This is a genomic window from Streptomyces sp. NPDC028298 (assembly GCF_055565895.1).
The window spans coordinates 936,264-953,684 of sequence record NZ_JBVHTL010000002.1 but is presented as its reverse complement, the minus strand read 5'-3'; the positions used below and the strand labels follow the sequence as shown (position 1 = coordinate 953,684).

The 17,421-nt window shown below is 73.9% G+C and carries 15 protein-coding genes; 12 read left to right on the top strand and 3 right to left on the bottom strand.

What is annotated here, in order from left to right; all coding sequences use genetic code 11:
* The first annotated feature begins 46 nt into the window (after window positions 1-46).
* Window positions 47-1,285, top strand: coding sequence for a radical SAM family heme chaperone HemW (gene hemW / locus ACZ4TO_RS12740; RefSeq protein ID WP_468024153.1), 1,239 nt, complete (start codon window positions 47-49; stop codon window positions 1,283-1,285).
* A 21-nt stretch (window positions 1,286-1,306) separates the two neighbouring features.
* On the opposite strand, the gene ACZ4TO_RS12735 is transcribed toward hemW, so the two are convergent.
* Entirely contained in the window at window positions 1,307-2,113 is an 807-nt protein-coding gene (locus ACZ4TO_RS12735) for a DUF3097 domain-containing protein (RefSeq protein ID WP_385042260.1), read from the bottom strand.
* 31 nt (window positions 2,114-2,144) lie between these two features.
* The gene (locus tag ACZ4TO_RS12730) at window positions 2,145-2,870 is read right to left on the bottom strand and encodes an MBL fold metallo-hydrolase (protein WP_468024152.1); all 726 of its coding nucleotides are present in this window, start codon (window positions 2,868-2,870) and stop codon (window positions 2,145-2,147) included.
* 167 nt (window positions 2,871-3,037) lie between these two features.
* Here ACZ4TO_RS12730 and hrcA point away from each other — a divergent pair, with 167 nt between their 5' ends.
* The 10 genes from hrcA to ACZ4TO_RS12680 all read left to right on the top strand — a co-directional run bounded on the left by hrcA (window position 3,038) and on the right by ACZ4TO_RS12680 (window position 14,113).
* Window positions 3,038-4,054 carry a heat-inducible transcriptional repressor HrcA gene (hrcA, locus tag ACZ4TO_RS12725; RefSeq protein WP_355764533.1) on the top strand — a complete coding sequence of 339 codons (1,017 nt, stop codon included), beginning with the start codon at window positions 3,038-3,040 and terminating at the stop codon, window positions 4,052-4,054.
* Window positions 4,055-5,191 carry a molecular chaperone DnaJ gene (gene dnaJ / locus ACZ4TO_RS12720; RefSeq protein WP_382782383.1) on the top strand — a complete coding sequence of 379 codons (1,137 nt, stop codon included), beginning with the start codon at window positions 4,055-4,057 and terminating at the stop codon, window positions 5,189-5,191. It abuts the gene before it with no gap.
* 109 nt (window positions 5,192-5,300) lie between these two features.
* Window positions 5,301-6,395, top strand: a complete 1,095-nt coding sequence (locus tag ACZ4TO_RS12715; protein WP_382782381.1) for a nitronate monooxygenase — start codon at window positions 5,301-5,303, stop codon at window positions 6,393-6,395.
* On the top strand, window positions 6,392-7,141 hold the full coding sequence (locus tag ACZ4TO_RS12710) for a 16S rRNA (uracil(1498)-N(3))-methyltransferase (RefSeq protein ID WP_382782378.1): 750 nt from the start codon (window positions 6,392-6,394) through the stop codon (window positions 7,139-7,141). Before ACZ4TO_RS12715 ends, ACZ4TO_RS12710 begins: the two co-directional genes overlap by 4 nt.
* A 51-nt stretch (window positions 7,142-7,192) precedes the next feature.
* Window positions 7,193-7,585, top strand: a complete 393-nt coding sequence (locus tag ACZ4TO_RS12705; protein WP_468024151.1) for a VOC family protein — start codon at window positions 7,193-7,195, stop codon at window positions 7,583-7,585.
* 146 nt (window positions 7,586-7,731) lie between these two features.
* Window positions 7,732-8,289: a hypothetical protein gene (locus tag ACZ4TO_RS12700; protein WP_382782372.1), complete on the top strand. Its 558-nt coding sequence runs from the start codon at window positions 7,732-7,734 to the stop codon at window positions 8,287-8,289.
* Window positions 8,290-8,362: 73 nt separating this feature from the next.
* Window positions 8,363-11,575 carry a S41 family peptidase gene (locus tag ACZ4TO_RS12695; protein WP_468024150.1) on the top strand — a complete coding sequence of 1,071 codons (3,213 nt, stop codon included), beginning with the start codon at window positions 8,363-8,365 and terminating at the stop codon, window positions 11,573-11,575.
* 108 nt (window positions 11,576-11,683) lie between these two features.
* Window positions 11,684-12,061 carry a histidine triad nucleotide-binding protein gene (locus tag ACZ4TO_RS12690; RefSeq protein WP_382782366.1) on the top strand — a complete coding sequence of 126 codons (378 nt, stop codon included), beginning with the start codon at window positions 11,684-11,686 and terminating at the stop codon, window positions 12,059-12,061.
* A gap of 6 nt (window positions 12,062-12,067) precedes the next feature.
* Window positions 12,068-12,973 carry a ribonuclease Z gene (locus ACZ4TO_RS12685; protein WP_382782363.1) on the top strand — a complete coding sequence of 302 codons (906 nt, stop codon included), beginning with the start codon at window positions 12,068-12,070 and terminating at the stop codon, window positions 12,971-12,973.
* Window positions 12,974-13,120: 147 nt separating this feature from the next.
* Window positions 13,121-14,113 carry an adenosine deaminase gene (locus ACZ4TO_RS12680; protein ID WP_468024149.1) on the top strand — a complete coding sequence of 331 codons (993 nt, stop codon included), beginning with the start codon at window positions 13,121-13,123 and terminating at the stop codon, window positions 14,111-14,113.
* 70 nt (window positions 14,114-14,183) lie between these two features.
* Here the strand turns inward: ACZ4TO_RS12680 and ACZ4TO_RS12675 are convergent, their stop codons facing one another.
* The gene (locus ACZ4TO_RS12675; protein ID WP_468024148.1) at window positions 14,184-15,539 is read right to left on the bottom strand and encodes an MFS transporter; all 1,356 of its coding nucleotides are present in this window, start codon (window positions 15,537-15,539) and stop codon (window positions 14,184-14,186) included.
* A 654-nt stretch (window positions 15,540-16,193) separates the two neighbouring features.
* On the opposite strand from ACZ4TO_RS12675, the gene ACZ4TO_RS12670 reads away from it, so the two are divergent.
* The gene (locus ACZ4TO_RS12670; protein ID WP_382782355.1) at window positions 16,194-17,297 is read left to right on the top strand and encodes a carbohydrate kinase family protein; all 1,104 of its coding nucleotides are present in this window, start codon (window positions 16,194-16,196) and stop codon (window positions 17,295-17,297) included.
* Window positions 17,298-17,421 lie beyond the last annotated feature (124 nt).

Sequence of the window (17,421 nt, the reverse complement as noted above, 5' to 3'; positions counted from 1 at the left end):
GCCCGGCCGGGCACGTCCACCCCGGGCGTGCTGGACAATGGAACGCATGCCTTCCGCACTTCCCGACGGTGAGCCCGTCCCCGACGACGGGGCGCTGCCCGCGCACGCCCTGGCCGGGGCCGCCGAGCGGCCCCTCGGGTTCTACCTCCACGTTCCGTACTGCGCGACCCGCTGCGGCTACTGCGACTTCAACACCTACACGGCGACCGAGCTGCGGGGCAGCGGCGGCGTGCTCGCCTCCCGCGACAACTACGCGGACACCCTGACCGACGAGATCCGGCTCGCCCGCAAGGTCCTCGGCGACGACCCCCGCCCGGTCCGCACCGTCTTCGTCGGAGGCGGTACGCCCACGCTGCTGGCCGCCGACGACCTCGTACGGATGCTGGGCGCGATCAGGGACGAGTTCGGCCTCGCGGACGACGCCGAGGTCACCACGGAGGCGAACCCCGAGTCCGTCGACCCGGAGTACCTCGCGACCCTGCGCGCCGGAGGCTTCAACCGGATCTCCTTCGGCATGCAGAGCGCCCGGCAGCACGTCCTGAAGGTGCTCGACCGCACCCACACCCCGGGCCGCCCCGAGGCCTGTGTCGCCGAGGCCCGCGCGGCCGGCTTCGCACATGTGAACCTGGATCTGATCTACGGCACGCCGGGGGAGTCGGACGACGACTGGCGGGCCTCGCTCGAGGCGGCCCTCGGCGCGGGACCCGACCACATCTCCGCGTACGCGCTGATCGTCGAGGAGGGCACGCAGCTCGCGCGCCGGATCCGCCGCGGCGAGGTCCCCGTGACCGACGACGACGTGCACGCGGACCGCTATCTCATCGCGGACGAGGTGATGTCGGCGGCGGGCTTCGAGTGGTACGAGGTGTCGAACTGGGCCACCGCCGGCTCGTCGGGCAGCCGCTGTCTGCACAACGAGCTCTACTGGCGGGGAGCCGACTGGTGGGGCGCGGGTCCCGGCGCGCACAGCCACGTCGGCGGCGTTCGCTGGTGGAACGTGAAGCATCCGGGGGCGTACGCGGCGGCGCTGGCCGAGGGCCGCTCCCCGGGGGCCGGCCGTGAACTCCTCTCCGAGGAGGACCGCCGGGTCGAGCGGATCCTCCTGGAACTGCGGCTGCGCGAGGGCTGCCCGCTCTCCCTGCTCCGCCCCGACGGTCTCGCGGCCTCCCGCCGCGCCCTGTCCGAGGGACTCCTCGAAGCCGGCCCCTACGACGCCGGCCGGGCCGTCCTCACCCTGCGCGGCCGCCTCCTCGCGGACGCCGTGGTCCGGGATCTGGTGGACTGAGCAGGCGGCCGCGCCGACCTCTCACTCCGGGGCCGTGACGAAGTCGATCAGTTCCTCCACCCGGCCCAGCAGGGCCGGTTCGAGGTCCTTGTAGGAGCGGACCCGGGACAGGATGTGCTGCCAGGCCGCGCCGGTGTTCTCCGGCCAGCCCAGGGCCCGGCACACGCCCGTCTTCCAGTCCTGGCCGTGCGGGACCCGGGGCCAGGACGGGATGCCGACGGAGGACGGCTTCACGGCCTCCCACACGTCGATGTACGGGTGGCCGAGCACCAGGGCGTGCTCGCTCGTGACCGCCTCCGCGATCCGCGACTCCTTCGAACCCGGCACCAGGTGGTCCACGAGCACGCCGAGCCGGGCGTCCGGGCCCGGGGAGAACGCCTCGACCACCGCCGGGAGGTCGTCCACGCCCTCCAGGTACTCCACGACCACGCCCTCGACGCGCAGGTCGTCGCCCCAGACGCGCTCGACCAGCTCGGCGTCGTGCCGGCCCTCGACGTAGATGCGCCCGGCGCGCGCGACCCGGGCGCGGGCGCCGGGGACCGCCACCGAGCCGGAGGCCGTACGGCTGGGGCGCACCGGCGCGGAGGGCGCCGGGCGGACCAGCGTCACCACCTTGCCCTCCAGCAGGAAGCCGCGCGGTTCCAGCGGGAACACCCGGTGCTTGCCGAAGCGGTCCTCCAGGGTCACCGTGCCCGCCTCGCAGCGGATCACCGCGCCGCAGAAGCCGGTTCCGGGCTCCTCGACGACCAGACCCGGGTCCGCCGGGACCTCGGGCACGGGCTGGGGCTTCTTCCACGGCGGGGTCAGGTCCGGAGAGTACTGGCGCATTCGGATGACGATAGGAGAAGCCCGGCGGCGCTCACCGCGACACGCCGAAACGCTCGGCCAGGGCGTCCCGTTGGGACCGTACGAACGCGGCGTCCACGACCGCCCCGTGGCCGGGTACGTACAGCGCCTCCTCGCCGCCCAGGCCGAGCAGCCGGTCGAGCGCCGCGGGCCAGCGCGACGGCACGGCGTCGGGGCCCGCCTGCGGCTCGCCCGACTCCTCGACCAGGTCGCCGCAGAACACCACCACCGGGTCGCCCGGCACGACGGCCACCAGGTCGTGGGCGGTGTGGCCCTCGCCCGTCCGCACCAGCCGGACCCCGACGCCGCCGCCGAGATGCACGTCCCAGGTGCTCCCGACGAGGCGGTGGGGCCGTACGAGGGTGTCCGCCGCCTCCTCCGCCGCCCTCGGGTCGAGACCGTTGCGCACCGCGTCCGCGCACAGCTCCCCGCGGCCGTTCCGGTACACCTCGGACGAACCGTCCGCGGCGAGGACCTGCGCGCCGGCGAACGCGGCCGCGCCGAAAACATGGTCGAAATGCGGGTGGGTGAGCGCGATATGGGTCACACGTCCGCCGGTCAGGACCCGCGCATCGGCGCGCAGGGCGGCGCCCTCCGCGAGGCTCGACCCGGCGTCGATCATGAGTGCCGCCCCCTCGCCGACGACGAGCCCGGCCGTGCAGTCCCAGTCCGGAAGCCGCCGTCGCCCCACCCGGGGCGCCACCCTTTCCCACCCGAGCTCTTCCCAAGTCAGCCTCATGCGGCGACGCTAACGGTGACCGGGTGCCGTGCACGACATCGCAGGCCCGCCCTTGCCCGGGGCGTGCCCGACCGCCGTACACTGGGCCGGGGAACGTTGGCACTCGCGTGCGCTGAGTGCCAGGCGAATGCCACGAAGACCACCGAGTCGACTTCTGGAGGTGCGCGATGCTCAGCGAACGCAGGCTCGAGGTGCTGCGCGCCATCGTCCAGGACTACGTGGGCACCGAGGAGCCGGTCGGTTCGAAGGCGCTCACCGAGCGGCACCGTCTCGGCGTCTCGCCGGCGACCGTCCGCAACGACATGGCGGTCCTGGAGGACGAGGGGTACATCGCGCAGCCGCACACCAGTGCCGGGCGCATCCCCACGGACAAGGGGTACCGCCTCTTCGTCGACAAGCTCGCCGGCGTCAAGCCGATGACCGCGCCCGAGCGCCGCGCCATCCAGAACTTCCTGGACGGAGCCGTCGACCTGGACGACGTCGTCGGCCGGACCGTGCGGCTGCTCGCGCAGCTCACCCGGCAGGTCGCCGTCGTGCAGTACCCCTCGCTGACCCGCTCGACCGTGCGCCATGTGGAGCTGCTCTCCATGGCCCCCGCGCGGGTGATGCTCGTGCTGATCACGGACACCGGCCGGGTCGAGCAGCGCATGATCAACTGCCCGGCGCCGTTCGGTGAGACGTCGCTGGCGGACCTGCGGGCCCGGCTCAACAGCCGGGTCGCGGGGCGCCCCTTCGCGGACGTCCCGCAGCTCGTCCAGGACCTCCCGGAAGCCTTCGAGGCGGAGGACCGGGGTACGGTCTCGACAGTGCTCTCCACCCTGCTGGAGACACTGGTCGAGGAGACCGAGGAGCGCCTGATGATCGGCGGTACCGCCAATCTCACGCGATTCGGACATGACTTCCCTCTCACCATCCGGCCGGTGCTCGAAGCCCTCGAGGAGCAGGTCGTGCTCCTCAAGTTGCTTGGAGAGGCCGGGGATTCGAGCATGACCGTGCGAATCGGGCACGAGAACGCGTATGAGGGACTCAACTCCACGTCCGTGGTCTCCGTCGGCTACGGTTCGGGCGGCGAGGCAGTAGCCAAACTCGGCGTGGTCGGCCCGACCCGCATGGATTACCCGGGAACGATGGGAGCGGTACGAGCGGTGGCACGGTACGTCGGACAGATCCTGGCGGAGTCGTAAGTGGCCACGGACTACTACGCCGTACTCGGCGTGCGCCGCGACGCGTCCCAGGACGAGATCAAGAAGGCGTTCCGGAGGCTCGCTCGCGAGCTGCACCCGGACGTCAATCCCGATCCGAAGACGCAGGAGCGCTTCAAGGAGATCAACGCCGCCTACGAGGTGTTGTCGGACCCGCAGAAGAAGCAGGTCTACGACCTCGGCGGCGACCCGCTGTCCCAGCAGGGCGGCGGTGGCGCCGGCGGCTTCGGCCAGGGCGGCTTCGGGAACTTCTCGGACATCATGGACGCGTTCTTCGGCACGGCGTCGCAGCGCGGACCGCGCTCGCGCACCCGCCGGGGCCAGGACGCCATGATCCGTCTGGAGATCGAGCTCGACGAGGCGGCCTTCGGCACCACGAAGGACATCCAGGTCGACACGGCCGTCGTCTGCGGCACCTGCAACGGCGAGGGCGCGGCCCCCGGCACCGCGGCGCAGACCTGTGACATGTGCCGCGGCCGCGGCGAGGTGTCCCAGGTGACGCGGTCCTTCCTGGGCCAGGTCATGACCTCGCGGCCGTGTCCGCAGTGCCAGGGCTTCGGCACCGTCGTCCCGACCCCGTGCCACGAGTGCGCGGGCGACGGCCGGGTCCGCTCCCGCCGCACCCTCACGGTCAAGATCCCGGCCGGTGTGGACAACGGCACCCGCATCCAGCTCGCGGGCGAGGGCGAGGTCGGCCCCGGCGGCGGCCCCGCCGGCGACCTGTACGTCGAGATCCACGAACTGCCGCACTCGACCTTCCAGCGGCGCGGCGACGACCTGCACTGCACGGTCACCATCCCGATGACCGCGGCGGCCCTCGGCACCAAGGTGCCGCTGGAGACGCTCGACGGCATGGAGGAGGTCGACATCCGTCCGGGCACGCAGTCCGGTCAGTCGATCCCGCTGCACGGCCGGGGCGTCACCCACCTGCGCGGCGGCGGCCGAGGCGACCTCGTCGTGCACGTCGAGGTCATGACGCCGACCAAGCTCGACCCGGAGCAGGAGCGGGTGCTGCGCGAGCTGGCGCAGATGCGCGGCGAGGAGCGGCCCACCGGTCAGTTCCAGCCCGGTCAGCAGGGGCTCTTCTCCCGGCTGAAGGACGCCTTCAACGGCCGCTGATCCAGGCGGGGCACGGGGCCAGGAGCGCCCCGTGCCCTCCACATCGGAGGCCGTATCCGGCTGACCGACCGGATTCGGACTTGTCCGGGGGACGTGACAACATGCCGTCATGTCCTCCGCGCTGACCGATCTCTTCCCTCACCCGATCGTGCAGGCCCCCATGGCGGGCGGAGTCTCCGTCCCGCAGCTCGCGGCCGCCGTGTCCGAGGCCGGCGGGCTCGGCTTCCTCGCGGCGGGGTACAAGACCGCCGACGGCATGTACCAGGAGATCAAGCAACTGCGCGGGCTGACCGGCCGTCCCTTCGGCGTCAACCTGTTCCTCCCGCAGCCCGAGCACGCGGACGCCGCCGCGGTCGAGGTGTACGCGCACCAGCTCGCGGGCGAGGCCGCCTGGTACGAGACCGAGCTCGGGGACCCGGACAGCGGCCGCGACGACGGCTACGACGCCAAACTCGCCGTCCTCCTGGACAAGCCGGTGGCGGCGGTCTCCTTCCACTTCGGCGTCCCGAAGCCGGAGGTGCTCCAGTCGCTGCGGCGCGCGGGCACCCTCACCCTGGTCACCGCCACCACGGCCGAGGAAGCACTCGCCGTGGAGCGGGCCGGCGCCGACGCGGTCGTCGTGCAGGGCATCGAGGCCGGCGGACACCAGGGCACCCACCGCGACAATCCGGAGACGGACGGCACCGGCGTCGGCCTGCTCACGCTGGTCGCACAGGTCCGCGAGAGGGTGGCGATCCCGGTCGTCGCGGCCGGCGGCCTCATGCGCGGCAGCCAGATCGCCGGCGTCCTCGCCGCGGGCGCGGACGCCGCCCAGCTCGGCACCGCCTTCCTCGCCACCCCCGAGTCCGGCGCGAGCGCCGTGCACAAACAGGCGCTGACCGACCCCCTCTACGTACGGACGGAGCTCACGCGCGCCTTCTCCGGGCGCCCGGCGCGGGCCCTGGCCAACCGCTTCATGCGCGAGCACGGCCCGTACGCCCCCGCCGCCTACCCCGAGGTCCACCACCTCACCCTGCCGCTGCGCAAGGCGGCGGCCAAGGCGGGCGACGCGCAGGGCATGGCCCTGTGGGCGGGACAGGGCCACCGCATGGCCCGCGACCTGCCCGCCGGGCAGCTCGTGGAGGTACTGAACGCAGAAATCGCGGCCGCCGAGACAGCGTTGTCGGCCGCCGCCGAGATCCCGGAAGAGGGTGCGCCCCGATGACGGCACCGGTGTTCCTGGTCGAGCACTTCGACACGGACGGCGAGGGACGCCATGTCCTCGACGGACCCGAGGGGCGGCACGCCGTCTCCGTGAAACGGCTCCACAGCGGTGAGGACGTCGTGCTCACCGACGGGGCCGGGCGCCGGGCGGAGTGCGTGGTGCTGGGCACCGAGGGCAAGGACCGGCTGATCGTGCGGATGGGCGCGGTCACCGAGGAGGCGCCCGAGGAGCCGCGCATCACGGTCGTCCAGGCCCTGCCCAAGGGCGACCGGGGCGAACTGGCCGTCGAGACCATGACCGAGACCGGCGTCGACGCGATCGTCCCCTGGGCCGCCTCCCGCTGCATCACGCAGTGGAAGGGCGAGCGGGGCCTCAAGGCGCTCGGCAAGTGGCGTGCCACCGCGCGGGAGGCCGGCAAGCAGTCCCGCCGGGCCCGCTTCCCGGAGGTCGCGGACGCGATGACGACCCGGCAGGTTGCCGCACTTCTCGCCAAAGCCGATCTCGCCGCCGTGCTCCACGAGGACACCGCCCTGGGCACCGAGCCCTTCGCGACCGCCGCGCTGCCCGCCTCCGGTGAGATCGTCCTGGTGGTCGGCCCCGAGGGCGGGATCTCCGCGGACGAGGTCGCCCTGTTCACCGAGGCCGGCGCGAAGACCTTCCACCTGGGGCGCACGGTGCTGCGCACCTCGACGGCCGGGACCGTGGCGACCGCGCTGCTGCTGGCCCGCAGCGGACGCTGGTCCTGACCCACCTGCCGCCGGTACGACCCTCACCTCCGCGCATCGAATCGGGAGCCCATGGAACTCGCCCAGGTACGACTGCTCGTCTCCGACTTCGCCGGCTGCTACCGCTTCTACTCCGAAGTCCTCGGCCTCAAGCCCCAGTCGGGCGCGGCCGAGGGACCGTACGAGAAGTTCAGTCCGGTCACCGGGTCCGCGGGCATCGCCCTCCAGGACCGGTCCATGATGGCCGGGATACTGGGTGAACTCGGCGACGCGGTGACCGGACACCGGTCCCTGGTGGTACTGCGGGTCGACGACCTCGACACCTACTGCGAGCAGGTCGTCTCGCGCGGCGCGGACCTCCTGCACGGCCCGGCCCCCATGACGGACCGCATGCGCGTCGCCCACCTCAAGGACCCCGAGGGCAACCTCGTGGAGCTCCAGGAGTGGCTGCTGATGCTCGGCTGACGGCCGGTCAGCAGCGCGCCCGGGGGCGGGGGAAGCGGGAACCCTACGGCCTCCCCGCCCCGCCGGGCAACACCTTCGGGTGGTTGTGCCCCCGATGGCCGCATGCGGTCTACCGCGCGCCGCCACGCGGTGGCACGCTGCCGTCCATGGGGGCTTCGAGGTATTCCGGACACCGGACGAGGCGCGGGCGGGTCGTGACGGCCGTCGGGCTGGGAGCGGCCGGAGTGTTCGCCGTGACCGGGTGCCAGCCCGTGGACGGACTCAGCACCGCGACCGTCGCCTACACCACCGACCAGACGGCCACCAGCGAGCTGAAGCACCGGCACGTGGACGTGAGGTGGCTCACCTGCACCGCTAGCCTCGGCAACGCGGCCAAGGCCTACACACCGGGGAAGTCGCCCTCGCCGAGCGAGAACACCGTGGCGAGCGTCGACTGCCAGGGCCAGACCGGCGACGGCCGGGCCATCACCGTCAAGGGCAAGGTCACCCGCGCCGTCAACGGCGCCTGCGTACGCGGCGATCTGCGCGCCACCGTCGGCGGAAAGCAGGTCTTCCACGTCAAGGGCCTCGGCGACTGCGGTGCCGGACCCACCCCGCCGGTCACCTACCACCCCGGGCAGCCCAACCCCACCGTCACCGTCACCGTGACGAGGACGATGTGGTGCAAGGGCGACCCCACCTGCTGGCCCTCGCAGGGCAAGTGACCTGCCGGACCGTACGCGGATCAAGTGATTCGAACCTCTACCCGGGCCACGCGCGGCTGCATAGGGTGACCGGGTGACCGCTTCCGCAGCCTCCGCGTACATCCGGTTTCCGCATCTGCACGGCGAGTTGGTCGTCTTCACGGCCGAGGACGACATCTGGGCCGCCCCGGTCGACGGCGGGGGCCGCGCCTGGCGGGTCAGCGCCGACAACGTCCCGGTCAGCCATCCACGCGTCTCCCCGGACGGCAGGACCGTCGCCTGGACGTCGACGCGCGACGGAGCCCCCGAGGTCCACGCGGCCTCCCTCGACGGCGGTCCCGCGAAACGGCTGACCTACTGGGGCAGCGTGAAGACCCAGGTGCGCGGCTGGACCCCCGACGGACAGGTCCTCGCCCTCAGCACCCAGGGCCAGGCCAGCCTGCGCCGCACCTGGGCCCGGTCCGTCCCGCTCGACGGCGGCCCCGCCACGACCCTCCCGTACGGGCCCGTCGGCGACGTCGCCCACAGTGACCACGGTGTCGTCCTGCTCTCCGCGCCGATGGGACGCGAGGCCGCCTGGTGGAAGCGGTACCGGGGCGGCACGGCGGGCAAGCTGTGGATCGACCGGGACGGCGACGGAGAGTTCGTCCGGCTGCACGAGGACATCGACGGCAACATCGAATACCCCCTCTGGGCCGGCGAGCGGATCGCGTTCCTCTCCGACCACGAGGGCGTCGGCGCCCTGTACTCCTCCCTCGCCGACGGATCCGGCCTGAGCCGCCACACCGCCCTCGACTCCTTCTACGCCCGCCACGCCGCCACCGACGGCACCCGTGTGGTGTACGCGTCCGGCGGCGAGCTGTGGCTTCTCGACGACCTCGACGGCGCCGAACCGCGCCGACTCGACATCCGGCTCGGCGGCCAGCGCGTCGACCAGCAGCCGCACCCCGTGAGCGCCTCGCGCTGGTTCTCCGCCGCCGCGCCCGACCACACCGGACGCGGCAGCGCGGTCTCGGTGCGCGGCGCCGTCCACTGGGTCACCCACCGCTCGGGACCGGCCCGCGCGCTCGCCGCCGAACCCGGCGTACGCGCCCGGCTGCCCCGCGCCTTCCGCGCCGAGGGCGAGGAGCACGTGGTGTGGGTGACCGACGCCGAGGGCGACGACGCCCTCGAATTCGCCCCCGCCACGGGAGTCGCCCCCGGCGCCACCCCGCGACGGCTCGCCGCCGGCGCGCTCGGCCGGGTCCTCGGCCTCGCCATGGCGCCCGACGGGAGCCGGGCCGCCGTCGCCTCGCACGACGGGCGCGTCCTGCTCGTCGAGCGCGAGAGCGGCGAGGTCCGCGAGGTCGACCGCAGCGAGGACGGCGAGGTCACCGGCCTCGTCTTCTCACCCGACTCCACCTGGCTCGCCTGGTCCCACCCCGGCCCCCGCCCGCTGCGTCAGCTCAAGCTCGCCAACACCACCGACCTGTCGGTCACCGAGGCGACCCCGCTGCGCTTCCGGGACTACGCGCCGGCGTTCACCCTCGACGGCCGACACCTCGCCTTCCTGTCGGCCCGCGCCTTCGACCCCGTCTACGACGAGCACGTCTTCGACCTGGCCTTCGTCGGCGGCTCCCGGCCCTATCTGATCACCCTGGCCGCGACGACCCCGTCGCCCTTCGGACCCCAGCGGCACGGCAGGCCCTTCGAGGCGCCCGACAAGGACGAGACGCCCGACAGCGAGGGCGCCCCCAGCACCCGCATCGACCTGGACGGACTCGCCGACCGGATCGTGCCGTTCCCCGTCGAGGCCGCCCGCTACTCCACGCTGCGCGCCGCCAAGGACGGACTGCTGTGGCTGCGCCACCCCGTGCGCGGTGTGCTCGGCGCCTCCCGCGCCACCCCGGACGACCCGGACCCCAAGACCGAGCTGGAACGGTACGACCTCGTCCAGCAGCGCATCGAGCATCTCGCCGCCGACGCGGACCACTTCACCGTCACCGGCGACGGCAAGCGGGTCCTGCTGTGGACCGACGGAAAGCTCAAGGTCGTCCCCAGCGACCGGCGCGCCTCGAACGACGACGAGAGCGACACGAACATCACCGTCGACCTCTCGCGGGTGCGCCAATACGTCGACCCGGCCGCCGAGTGGCGCCAGATGTACGACGAGACCGGCCGCCTCATGCGGGACAACTTCTGGCGCCCGGACCTCGGCGGTGTCGACTGGGACGGCGTCCTCGACCGGTACCGGCCGGTCCTGGAACGGGTCGCCACCCACGACGACCTCGTCGACCTGCTGTGGGAGGTCCAGGGCGAACTCGGCACCTCGCACGCGTACGTCACCCCGCGCGGCGGCTGGAGCGGCGGAGACCGGGCGCAAGGACTCCTCGGCGCGGACATCTCCCGCCACGAGGACGGCAGTTGGCGCATCGACCGGATCCTCCCCTCGGAGACCTCCGACCCCGAGGCGCGGGCCCCGCTCGCCGCGCCCGGCGTCGCGGTGCGCGCCGGGGACGCGATCGTCGCGGTCGGCGGCAGACCGGTGGACCCCGTGGCCGGGCCCGCGCCGCTGCTCGTCGGCACCGCGGGCAAGCCCGTCGAGCTGACCGTCTCGCCCTCCGGCGGCGGCGATCCGCGCCACGCGGTCGTCGTCCCCCTCGCCGACGAGGAGCCGCTGCGCTACCACGCGTGGGTGGCCGACCGGCGCGCCTACGTCCACGAGCGGTCCGGCGGACGCCTCGGCTATCTGCACGTGCCGGACATGGTCGGCGCCGGATGGGCGCAGCTCCACCGCGATCTGCGGGTCGAGGTGGCCCGCGAGGGCCTGGTCGTGGACGTCCGCGAGAACCGCGGCGGCCACACCTCCCAGCTCGTCGTGGAGAAGCTGGCCCGGCGGATCGTCGGCTGGGACCTGCCCCGCGGGCTGCGCCCCTACAGCTACCCCGAGGACGCGCCCCGCGGTCCCGTCGTCGCCGTCGCCAACGAGTTCTCCGGCTCCGACGGGGACATCGTCAACGCGGCGATCAAGGCGCTCGGCATCGGGCCCGTGGTCGGCACCCGCACCTGGGGCGGTGTCATCGGCATCGACAGCCGCTACCGCCTCGTCGACGGCACCAGCGTGACCCAGCCCAAGTACGCCTTCTGGATGGAGGGGTACGAGTGGAACGTGGAGAACCACGGGGTCGATCCCGACGTCGAGGTCGTGCAGGCGCCGCAGGACCACGCGGCCGGCCGTGACACCCAGCTCGACGAGGCGGTCCGGATCGCGCTGGCCGCCCTGGAGGAGAACCCGGCGAAGACCGCGCCCGTACTGCCGCCGCTGTGACCGTCGCCCGGCGGTGCGGGCGGCGGCGCGAGCCACACGCGAGCCGTCCGCCCCGCCGGGCCGCTAGCATGCCCGGGTAATGATCGGCTGGCGTGAGGAGGCACACGCATGGCGCAGGAGCCGAGGCGGGACGCGGGCGGGCAACCGCAGGACGACTGCCTGTTCTGCAAGATCGTGGCGGGGCAGATCCCGGCGACGCTGGTGCGCGAGAGCGACACGACCGTGGCGTTCCGCGACATCAACCCGCAGGCCCCGACCCACGTCCTGGTCATCCCCAAGGTGCACTACCCCGACGCCGCGTCCCTGGCCGCCGCCGAGCCCGCGATCGCGGCGGACGTCCTGCGCGAGGCCGGCGAGGTCGCGGGCGAGGAGAAGCTGGAGAGCTACCGCATCGTGTTCAACACGGGCAGCGGCGCCGGCCAGACCGTCTTCCACGCGCACGCCCACCTCCTGGGCGGCCGCGGCATGCAGTGGCCTCCGGGATAGCCGGCCTTGTCCGCACGCGAACTGGTGGTCCTCGGCACCGCCAGCCAGGTCCCGACCCGGCACCGCAACCACAACGGCTATCTGCTGCGCTGGGACGGTGAGGGCCTGCTCTTCGACCCCGGCGAGGGCACCCAGCGCCAGATGCTGCGGGCCGGGGTGGCCGCGCACGACCTGCACCGCATCTGCGTCACCCATTTCCACGGCGACCACGCGCTCGGCCTCGGCGGGGTGATCCAGCGCATCAACCTCGACCGCGTCCCGCACGAGGTGACGGCGCACTACCCGCTCTCCGGGCAGCACTTCTTCGAGCGGCTGCGGTACGCCACCGCCTACCGCGAGACGGTCCCGCTGACCGAGGCGCCGGTCGCGGACGACGGCGTCCTGGCGACGACGCCCGCGTACACCCTGGAGGCGCGCAGGCTCTCCCACCCCGTCGAGTCCTTCGGGTACCGGCTGGTCGAGCCGGACGGGCGGCGGATGCTGCCCGAGCGGCTCAGGGAGCACGGGATCACGGGCCCCGACGTCGGCGTGCTGCAACGCGAGGGCGCGTTGCGGGGCGTCACGCTGGACGACGTCAGCGAGGTCCGGCGGGGGCAGCGGTTCGCGTTCGTCATGGACACCCGGCTGTGCGAGGGGGTCGACGCGCTCGCCGAGGGCTGCGACCTCCTGGTCATCGAGTCGACCTTCCTCGACGGCGATCACCGGCTGGCGTCCGACCACGGGCATCTGACGGCGGGGCAAGCGGGCCGGGTGGCCAAGGAGGCCGGGGTGCGGCACCTCGTGCTCACCCACTTCAGCCAGCGCTACCCCGACCCCGGCGCGTTCGAGCTGGAGGCCCGCGCGGCGGGGTTCGACGGGGAGCTGACGGTGGCGCACGACCTGGTGCGGGTGCCGGTGCCCAAGCGGCACTGAGGACCCGGCGGACGGGGGCCGGGACGCCCGGTGCCGGTGACCTCCGGTAACCGGTCGCGTCCGGTGCGGGGGCGCCCGGTGCGCGGGCGCCCGGTGCCGGAAGGCGCCGTTTTCGGTACGTCGGGGGAGGAACCGTACGATGCTTCGATGTCCCTCCCCAAGGCTGAACTGCACCTGCACATCGAAGGCACCCTCGAACCCGAGCTGGCCTTCGCGCTCGCCGAGCGCAACGGCGTCACCCTGCCGTACGCGAACACCGAGGAACTGCGCGAGGCGTACGCCTTCGACGACCTCCAGACCTTCCTGAACCTGTACTACGAGCTCATGGCCGTCCTGCGGACGGAGGCGGACTTCGCCGACCTGGCCGACGCCTATCTCGCGCGCGCCGCCGCCCAGGGCGTGCGGCACGCCGAGATCTTCTTCGACCCGCAGGCGCACATCGCCCGGGGCGTGCCGATGGGGACGGTCGTCGAGGGGCTGTGGCGGGCGCTCGGGCGCAGCGAGGAGACCCACGGGATCTCCACCCAGCTCATCATGTGCTTCCTGCGCGATCAGTCCGCGGAGTCCGCCATGGACACCCTGGAGGCCGCGAAGCCCCACCTCGACCGGATCACCGGCGTGGGCCTCGACTCGGCGGAGGTCGGCCACCCGCCGGTCAAGTTCCGGGAGGTGTACGAGGCCGCCGCCGCGCTCGGTCTGCGGCGCGTCGCGCACGCCGGCGAGGAGGGGCCGCCCGCGTACATCACCGAGGCCCTCGACCTCCTCGGCGTCGAGCGCGTCGACCACGGGCTGCGCTGCATGGAGGACCCCGAGCTCGTCGCGCGGCTGGTCCGCGAGCGGGTGCCGCTGACGCTGTGCCCGCTGTCGAACGTACGGCTGCGCGCCGTGGACGTCCTGGCGGAGCACCCGCTGCCCGCCATGATGGACGCCGGGCTGCTGTGCACGGTCAACTCCGACGACCCGGCCTACTTCGGCGGTTACGTCGGCGACAACTTCGGCGCGGTGCGCGAGGCCCTCGGCCTCGGCGAGGAGCGGCTGCGGGAGCTGGCGCGCAACTCGTTCGAGGCGTCCTTCCTGGAGCACGACGAGGAGCGGCGGGCGCGGTACATCGCCGAGGTCGAGGCGTACGAGTTCCCGTAGCCGGGTTCCCCGGGCCCGTCGAGCACCCGCCCACCCTCCCCTCCTGGGGGCGGGCGGGCACTCGCGGGAGTCAGGCGCCCACGGACCCGGGAGCGGGCGCGGCGGCCGTGTGCAGGGGCCCCGCCGTGCCGTACGCGCCCCGCTGGGCGGGCACGCCGTCCAGCGAGATCTCGACGACGGGGATCTCGACGACGGGGATCTCGACGACGGGGATCTCGGCCACGGGGAAGTCGGCCACGGGGATCTCCACGACGGGGAGTTCCGGCACGGGGATGTCGACGACGGGGATCTCGACGATCTGGCCGGTGCGGCGCGGGCGCAGCGCCACGAGCGTCATCGGGACGCCGACGACCAGCAGGCCGGCGGCCAGGACCGCTCCCATGGCCGGGTAGCCCGCCCGCTCGGACAGCAGGCTGCCGGTGAGCGGACCGCACGCCGTGCCGAGCGAGGAGGCGGAACCGACGAGGACCGCCCACCGGCCGCGCGGGTCCATGGACGCGGCGAGGCCGAGCACGTACGACAGCACGACCGGGTAGAGCGCGTTCCAGGCGATCTCGCCCGTCGCGAAGGACGTCAGATCGGTGGCCGCCGCGCTCAGCGCGATGCAGCCGGCGATCAGCGCCGTGCCCAGGCCGATCGGCAGGGCCCGGCCGAGCCGCGGGCCGAGGGCGCCCGCGCCGATCGTGCCGAGCAGCCCGGCGCCGAGCGCCACCGCGAAGACCGCGCCCACCTTCACCTCGGTGAGCCCCGCCTGCGTCAGGCCTATCCGGCCGCTGACGCCCCACAGTGAGTTCTGCGCGAGCGACCAGAAGAGCATCGTGCCGGCGAGCAGCAGCCCGGAACGGCGGTGCGGGAGCGGGCCGGTGGCGCGCCGGGCGCGGTCGGGCGGTGTGCGGTCGGGAAGGCGGCCCGTCAGGGACAGCGCGAGCAGCGCGGTGCAGGCGATCGCGGCGAGCGGGTAGCCGTGCCCCGGGCCGAGGTGGGGGATCGTCAGATACAGCGCGCCCGCGAGGCCGGAGACGCCGAACAGGCCCAGGGTGGTGATCCGGTGGGGATCGGGCCGGCCGGCGATCCCGGTCGCGGCGACCGTGGTGGCCGTACCGGAGCCGAAGCCGCCGACGACCGCGCCGGCGACCACGAGGGGGACGGCCGTCGAGAGCGCGGCGGTGCCGAAGCCGGCGGCGGCGAGGAGCAGCCCGGCGCGGGCCAGCGCGCGCGGGCCGAAGCGGTCGACGCGGGAGGCGAGCAGGAAGCCGGCCGAGGCCGAGCTCAGCAGCAGGACGCTGCCGACGGCTCCGGCCTGGGTGGCCGACAGCGGGAGCCCCGCGTCGAGGCGGCCGACGGTGGTGGGGAGGAGATACGCGGCGAGGTACCCGGCCGTGAAAAGGGCGACGAGGGGCCAGGGCGTGGGGGTGCGGGCGGACACGGGCGTTCCCAGGGCAGGCGAGAGCGGCTCAAGAAGAGAGGGGGGAGGGGCGGCCGTCGAAGGACAGGAACGCGCGGGCAATTTGTATCAAGGTGGGGGGTCCGCGAAGAAGGCGTGACGGTGTGATCTGAGGCACTCTTTGTTTGCGGCGGCACACCCGGGGTACTGACGCGTCCTCGCGACCGCCGAGGGGCGGGCGAAGCCGACCGCCGTCCCCGCGCCAGCGTCGCGCCCGCGCCCCGCCACCGGGCGGATCGGCCAGGTGGCCGGGCGGCCCGAAGCCGGGTGGAGGGGACGGGCCAAAGCCGGGTGGCCGGGGCGGGCCGAGGCCGGGTGGAGGGGGCGGGGCAAAGCCCGGTGGCCGGGGCGGGCCGAAGCCGGGTGGAGGCGGAGGGCCGAAGCCCGGTGGCCGGGGCGGGCCAAACCTGGGTGGGCAGGGCGGGCCGAGGCCCGGGTGGCCGGGGCGGCCCGAAGCCGGGTGGAGGCGGCGGGCCGAAGCCGGGTGGACGGGGCGGGCCGAGGCCGGGTGGACGGGGTGGGCCGAGGCCGGGTGGGGTGTGGCGCGTCGAGTGTTGGTGTCCCGGCGCCGACCACGGGCCCGGGGCGGCGGCGTGGTGCACACTGGCCAGATCCGTACCACCCCGGGGAGCGACCGTGATCAACGGCGAGGGACCGTTCCGTCAGGCCCATGTCGACCCGCTGGCCGCGCTGCGCAGGGCCGACGACCCGCCCTGGGACGTCTACCTGACGGGCACGGTCTTCCTGGACATCATCTTCACCGGGCTCGATTCCGCCCCCGTCCGCGGCACCGAGTCCTGGGCGCGGGGCATGGGGTCGAGCCCCGGCGGCGTCGCGAACATGGCGACCGCCCTCGCCCGCCTCGGCCTGCGCACCTCCCTCGCCGCCGCCTTCGGCGACGACCACTACGGCGAGTACTGCTGGGACGCCCTGGAGCAGGGCGAGCACATCGACCTCACGCCGTCGCGGACCGTGCCGGGCTGGCACTCGCCGGTCACCGTGTCGATGGCGTACGAGGGTGAGCGGACCATGGTCAGCCACGGCCACGAGGCACCCCTGGAGGAGCCCGCGCCGGACCTCCCGCCGCACGCGCGGGCCGCCGTCGCCTCGCTGACCCCCGGCGTCAGCGCGCCCTGGATCCAGCAGGCCGCGAGTCGGGGCACCCGGATCTTCGCGGACGTCGGCTGGGACGACACCGGCCGCTGGGACCTGGCGGGCCTCGCCGACCTGGCGCACTGCGAGGCGTTCCTGCCGAACGCCGAGGAGGCCATGCGCTACACCGGCGCCGACTGCCCCCGCGCGGCGGCGCACGCGCTGGCCGACCACGTGCCGCTCGCGGTCGTCACCCTCGGCGCCGACGGCGCCTACGCCGTGGACGGGCGTACCGGGGAGAGCGCCGAGGTTCCCGCGATCGCCGTCGAGGCGCTGGACCCCACCGGCGCCGGGGACGTCTTCGTCGCCGGATTCGTCACCGGGACCCTCGCCGGCTGGCCGCTCGCCGACCGCCTCGCCTTCGCCGGGCTGACCGCCGCGCTCTCGGTCCAGGAGTTCGGCGGATCGCTGTCGGCGCCCGGCTGGTCGGAGATCGCCGCCTGGTGGCGCCGGGTGCAGTCGGTCGACGACCAGGACCCGGCGGCCCTGACCCGGTACGCCTTCCTGGAGGGCCGGCTCCCCGAGGTCACCCGCCCCTGGCCGCTGCGCCGGGCGGTACCCACGATCGGCTTCGGCCGCTCGGCCTGAGCGGCGCCCTCAGGTCACGACCTCGTCACCGCGGGAAAAGCCCTACGGGTCCGTGTGCGCCGCGACGTACGCTGGGAACCGCAAGGCTGCCCGTGTGGCAAGCGTGCCGACCGAGGAGGATACG

Bases quoted from the DNA above. Each gene is read 5' to 3' on its own strand.
- hemW (WP_468024153.1), top strand. From the start codon at position 47: ATGCCTTCCGCACTTCCCGACGGTGAGCCCGTCCCCGACGACGGGGCG.
- ACZ4TO_RS12715 (WP_382782381.1), top strand. From the start codon at position 5,301: ATGTCCTCCGCGCTGACCGATCTCTTCCCTCACCCGATCGTGCAGGCC.
- ACZ4TO_RS12735 (WP_385042260.1), bottom strand. From the start codon at position 2,113: ATGCGCCAGTACTCTCCGGACCTGACCCCGCCGTGGAAGAAGCCCCAG.
- ACZ4TO_RS12705 (WP_468024151.1), top strand. From the start codon at position 7,193: ATGGAACTCGCCCAGGTACGACTGCTCGTCTCCGACTTCGCCGGCTGC.
- hrcA (WP_355764533.1), top strand. From the start codon at position 3,038: ATGCTCAGCGAACGCAGGCTCGAGGTGCTGCGCGCCATCGTCCAGGAC.
- ACZ4TO_RS12690 (WP_382782366.1), top strand. From the start codon at position 11,684: ATGGCGCAGGAGCCGAGGCGGGACGCGGGCGGGCAACCGCAGGACGAC.
- ACZ4TO_RS12710 (WP_382782378.1), top strand. From the start codon at position 6,392: ATGACGGCACCGGTGTTCCTGGTCGAGCACTTCGACACGGACGGCGAG.
- ACZ4TO_RS12700 (WP_382782372.1), top strand. From the start codon at position 7,732: ATGGGGGCTTCGAGGTATTCCGGACACCGGACGAGGCGCGGGCGGGTC.
- ACZ4TO_RS12680 (WP_468024149.1), top strand. From the start codon at position 13,121: ATGTCCCTCCCCAAGGCTGAACTGCACCTGCACATCGAAGGCACCCTC.
- ACZ4TO_RS12730 (WP_468024152.1), bottom strand. From the start codon at position 2,870: ATGAGGCTGACTTGGGAAGAGCTCGGGTGGGAAAGGGTGGCGCCCCGG.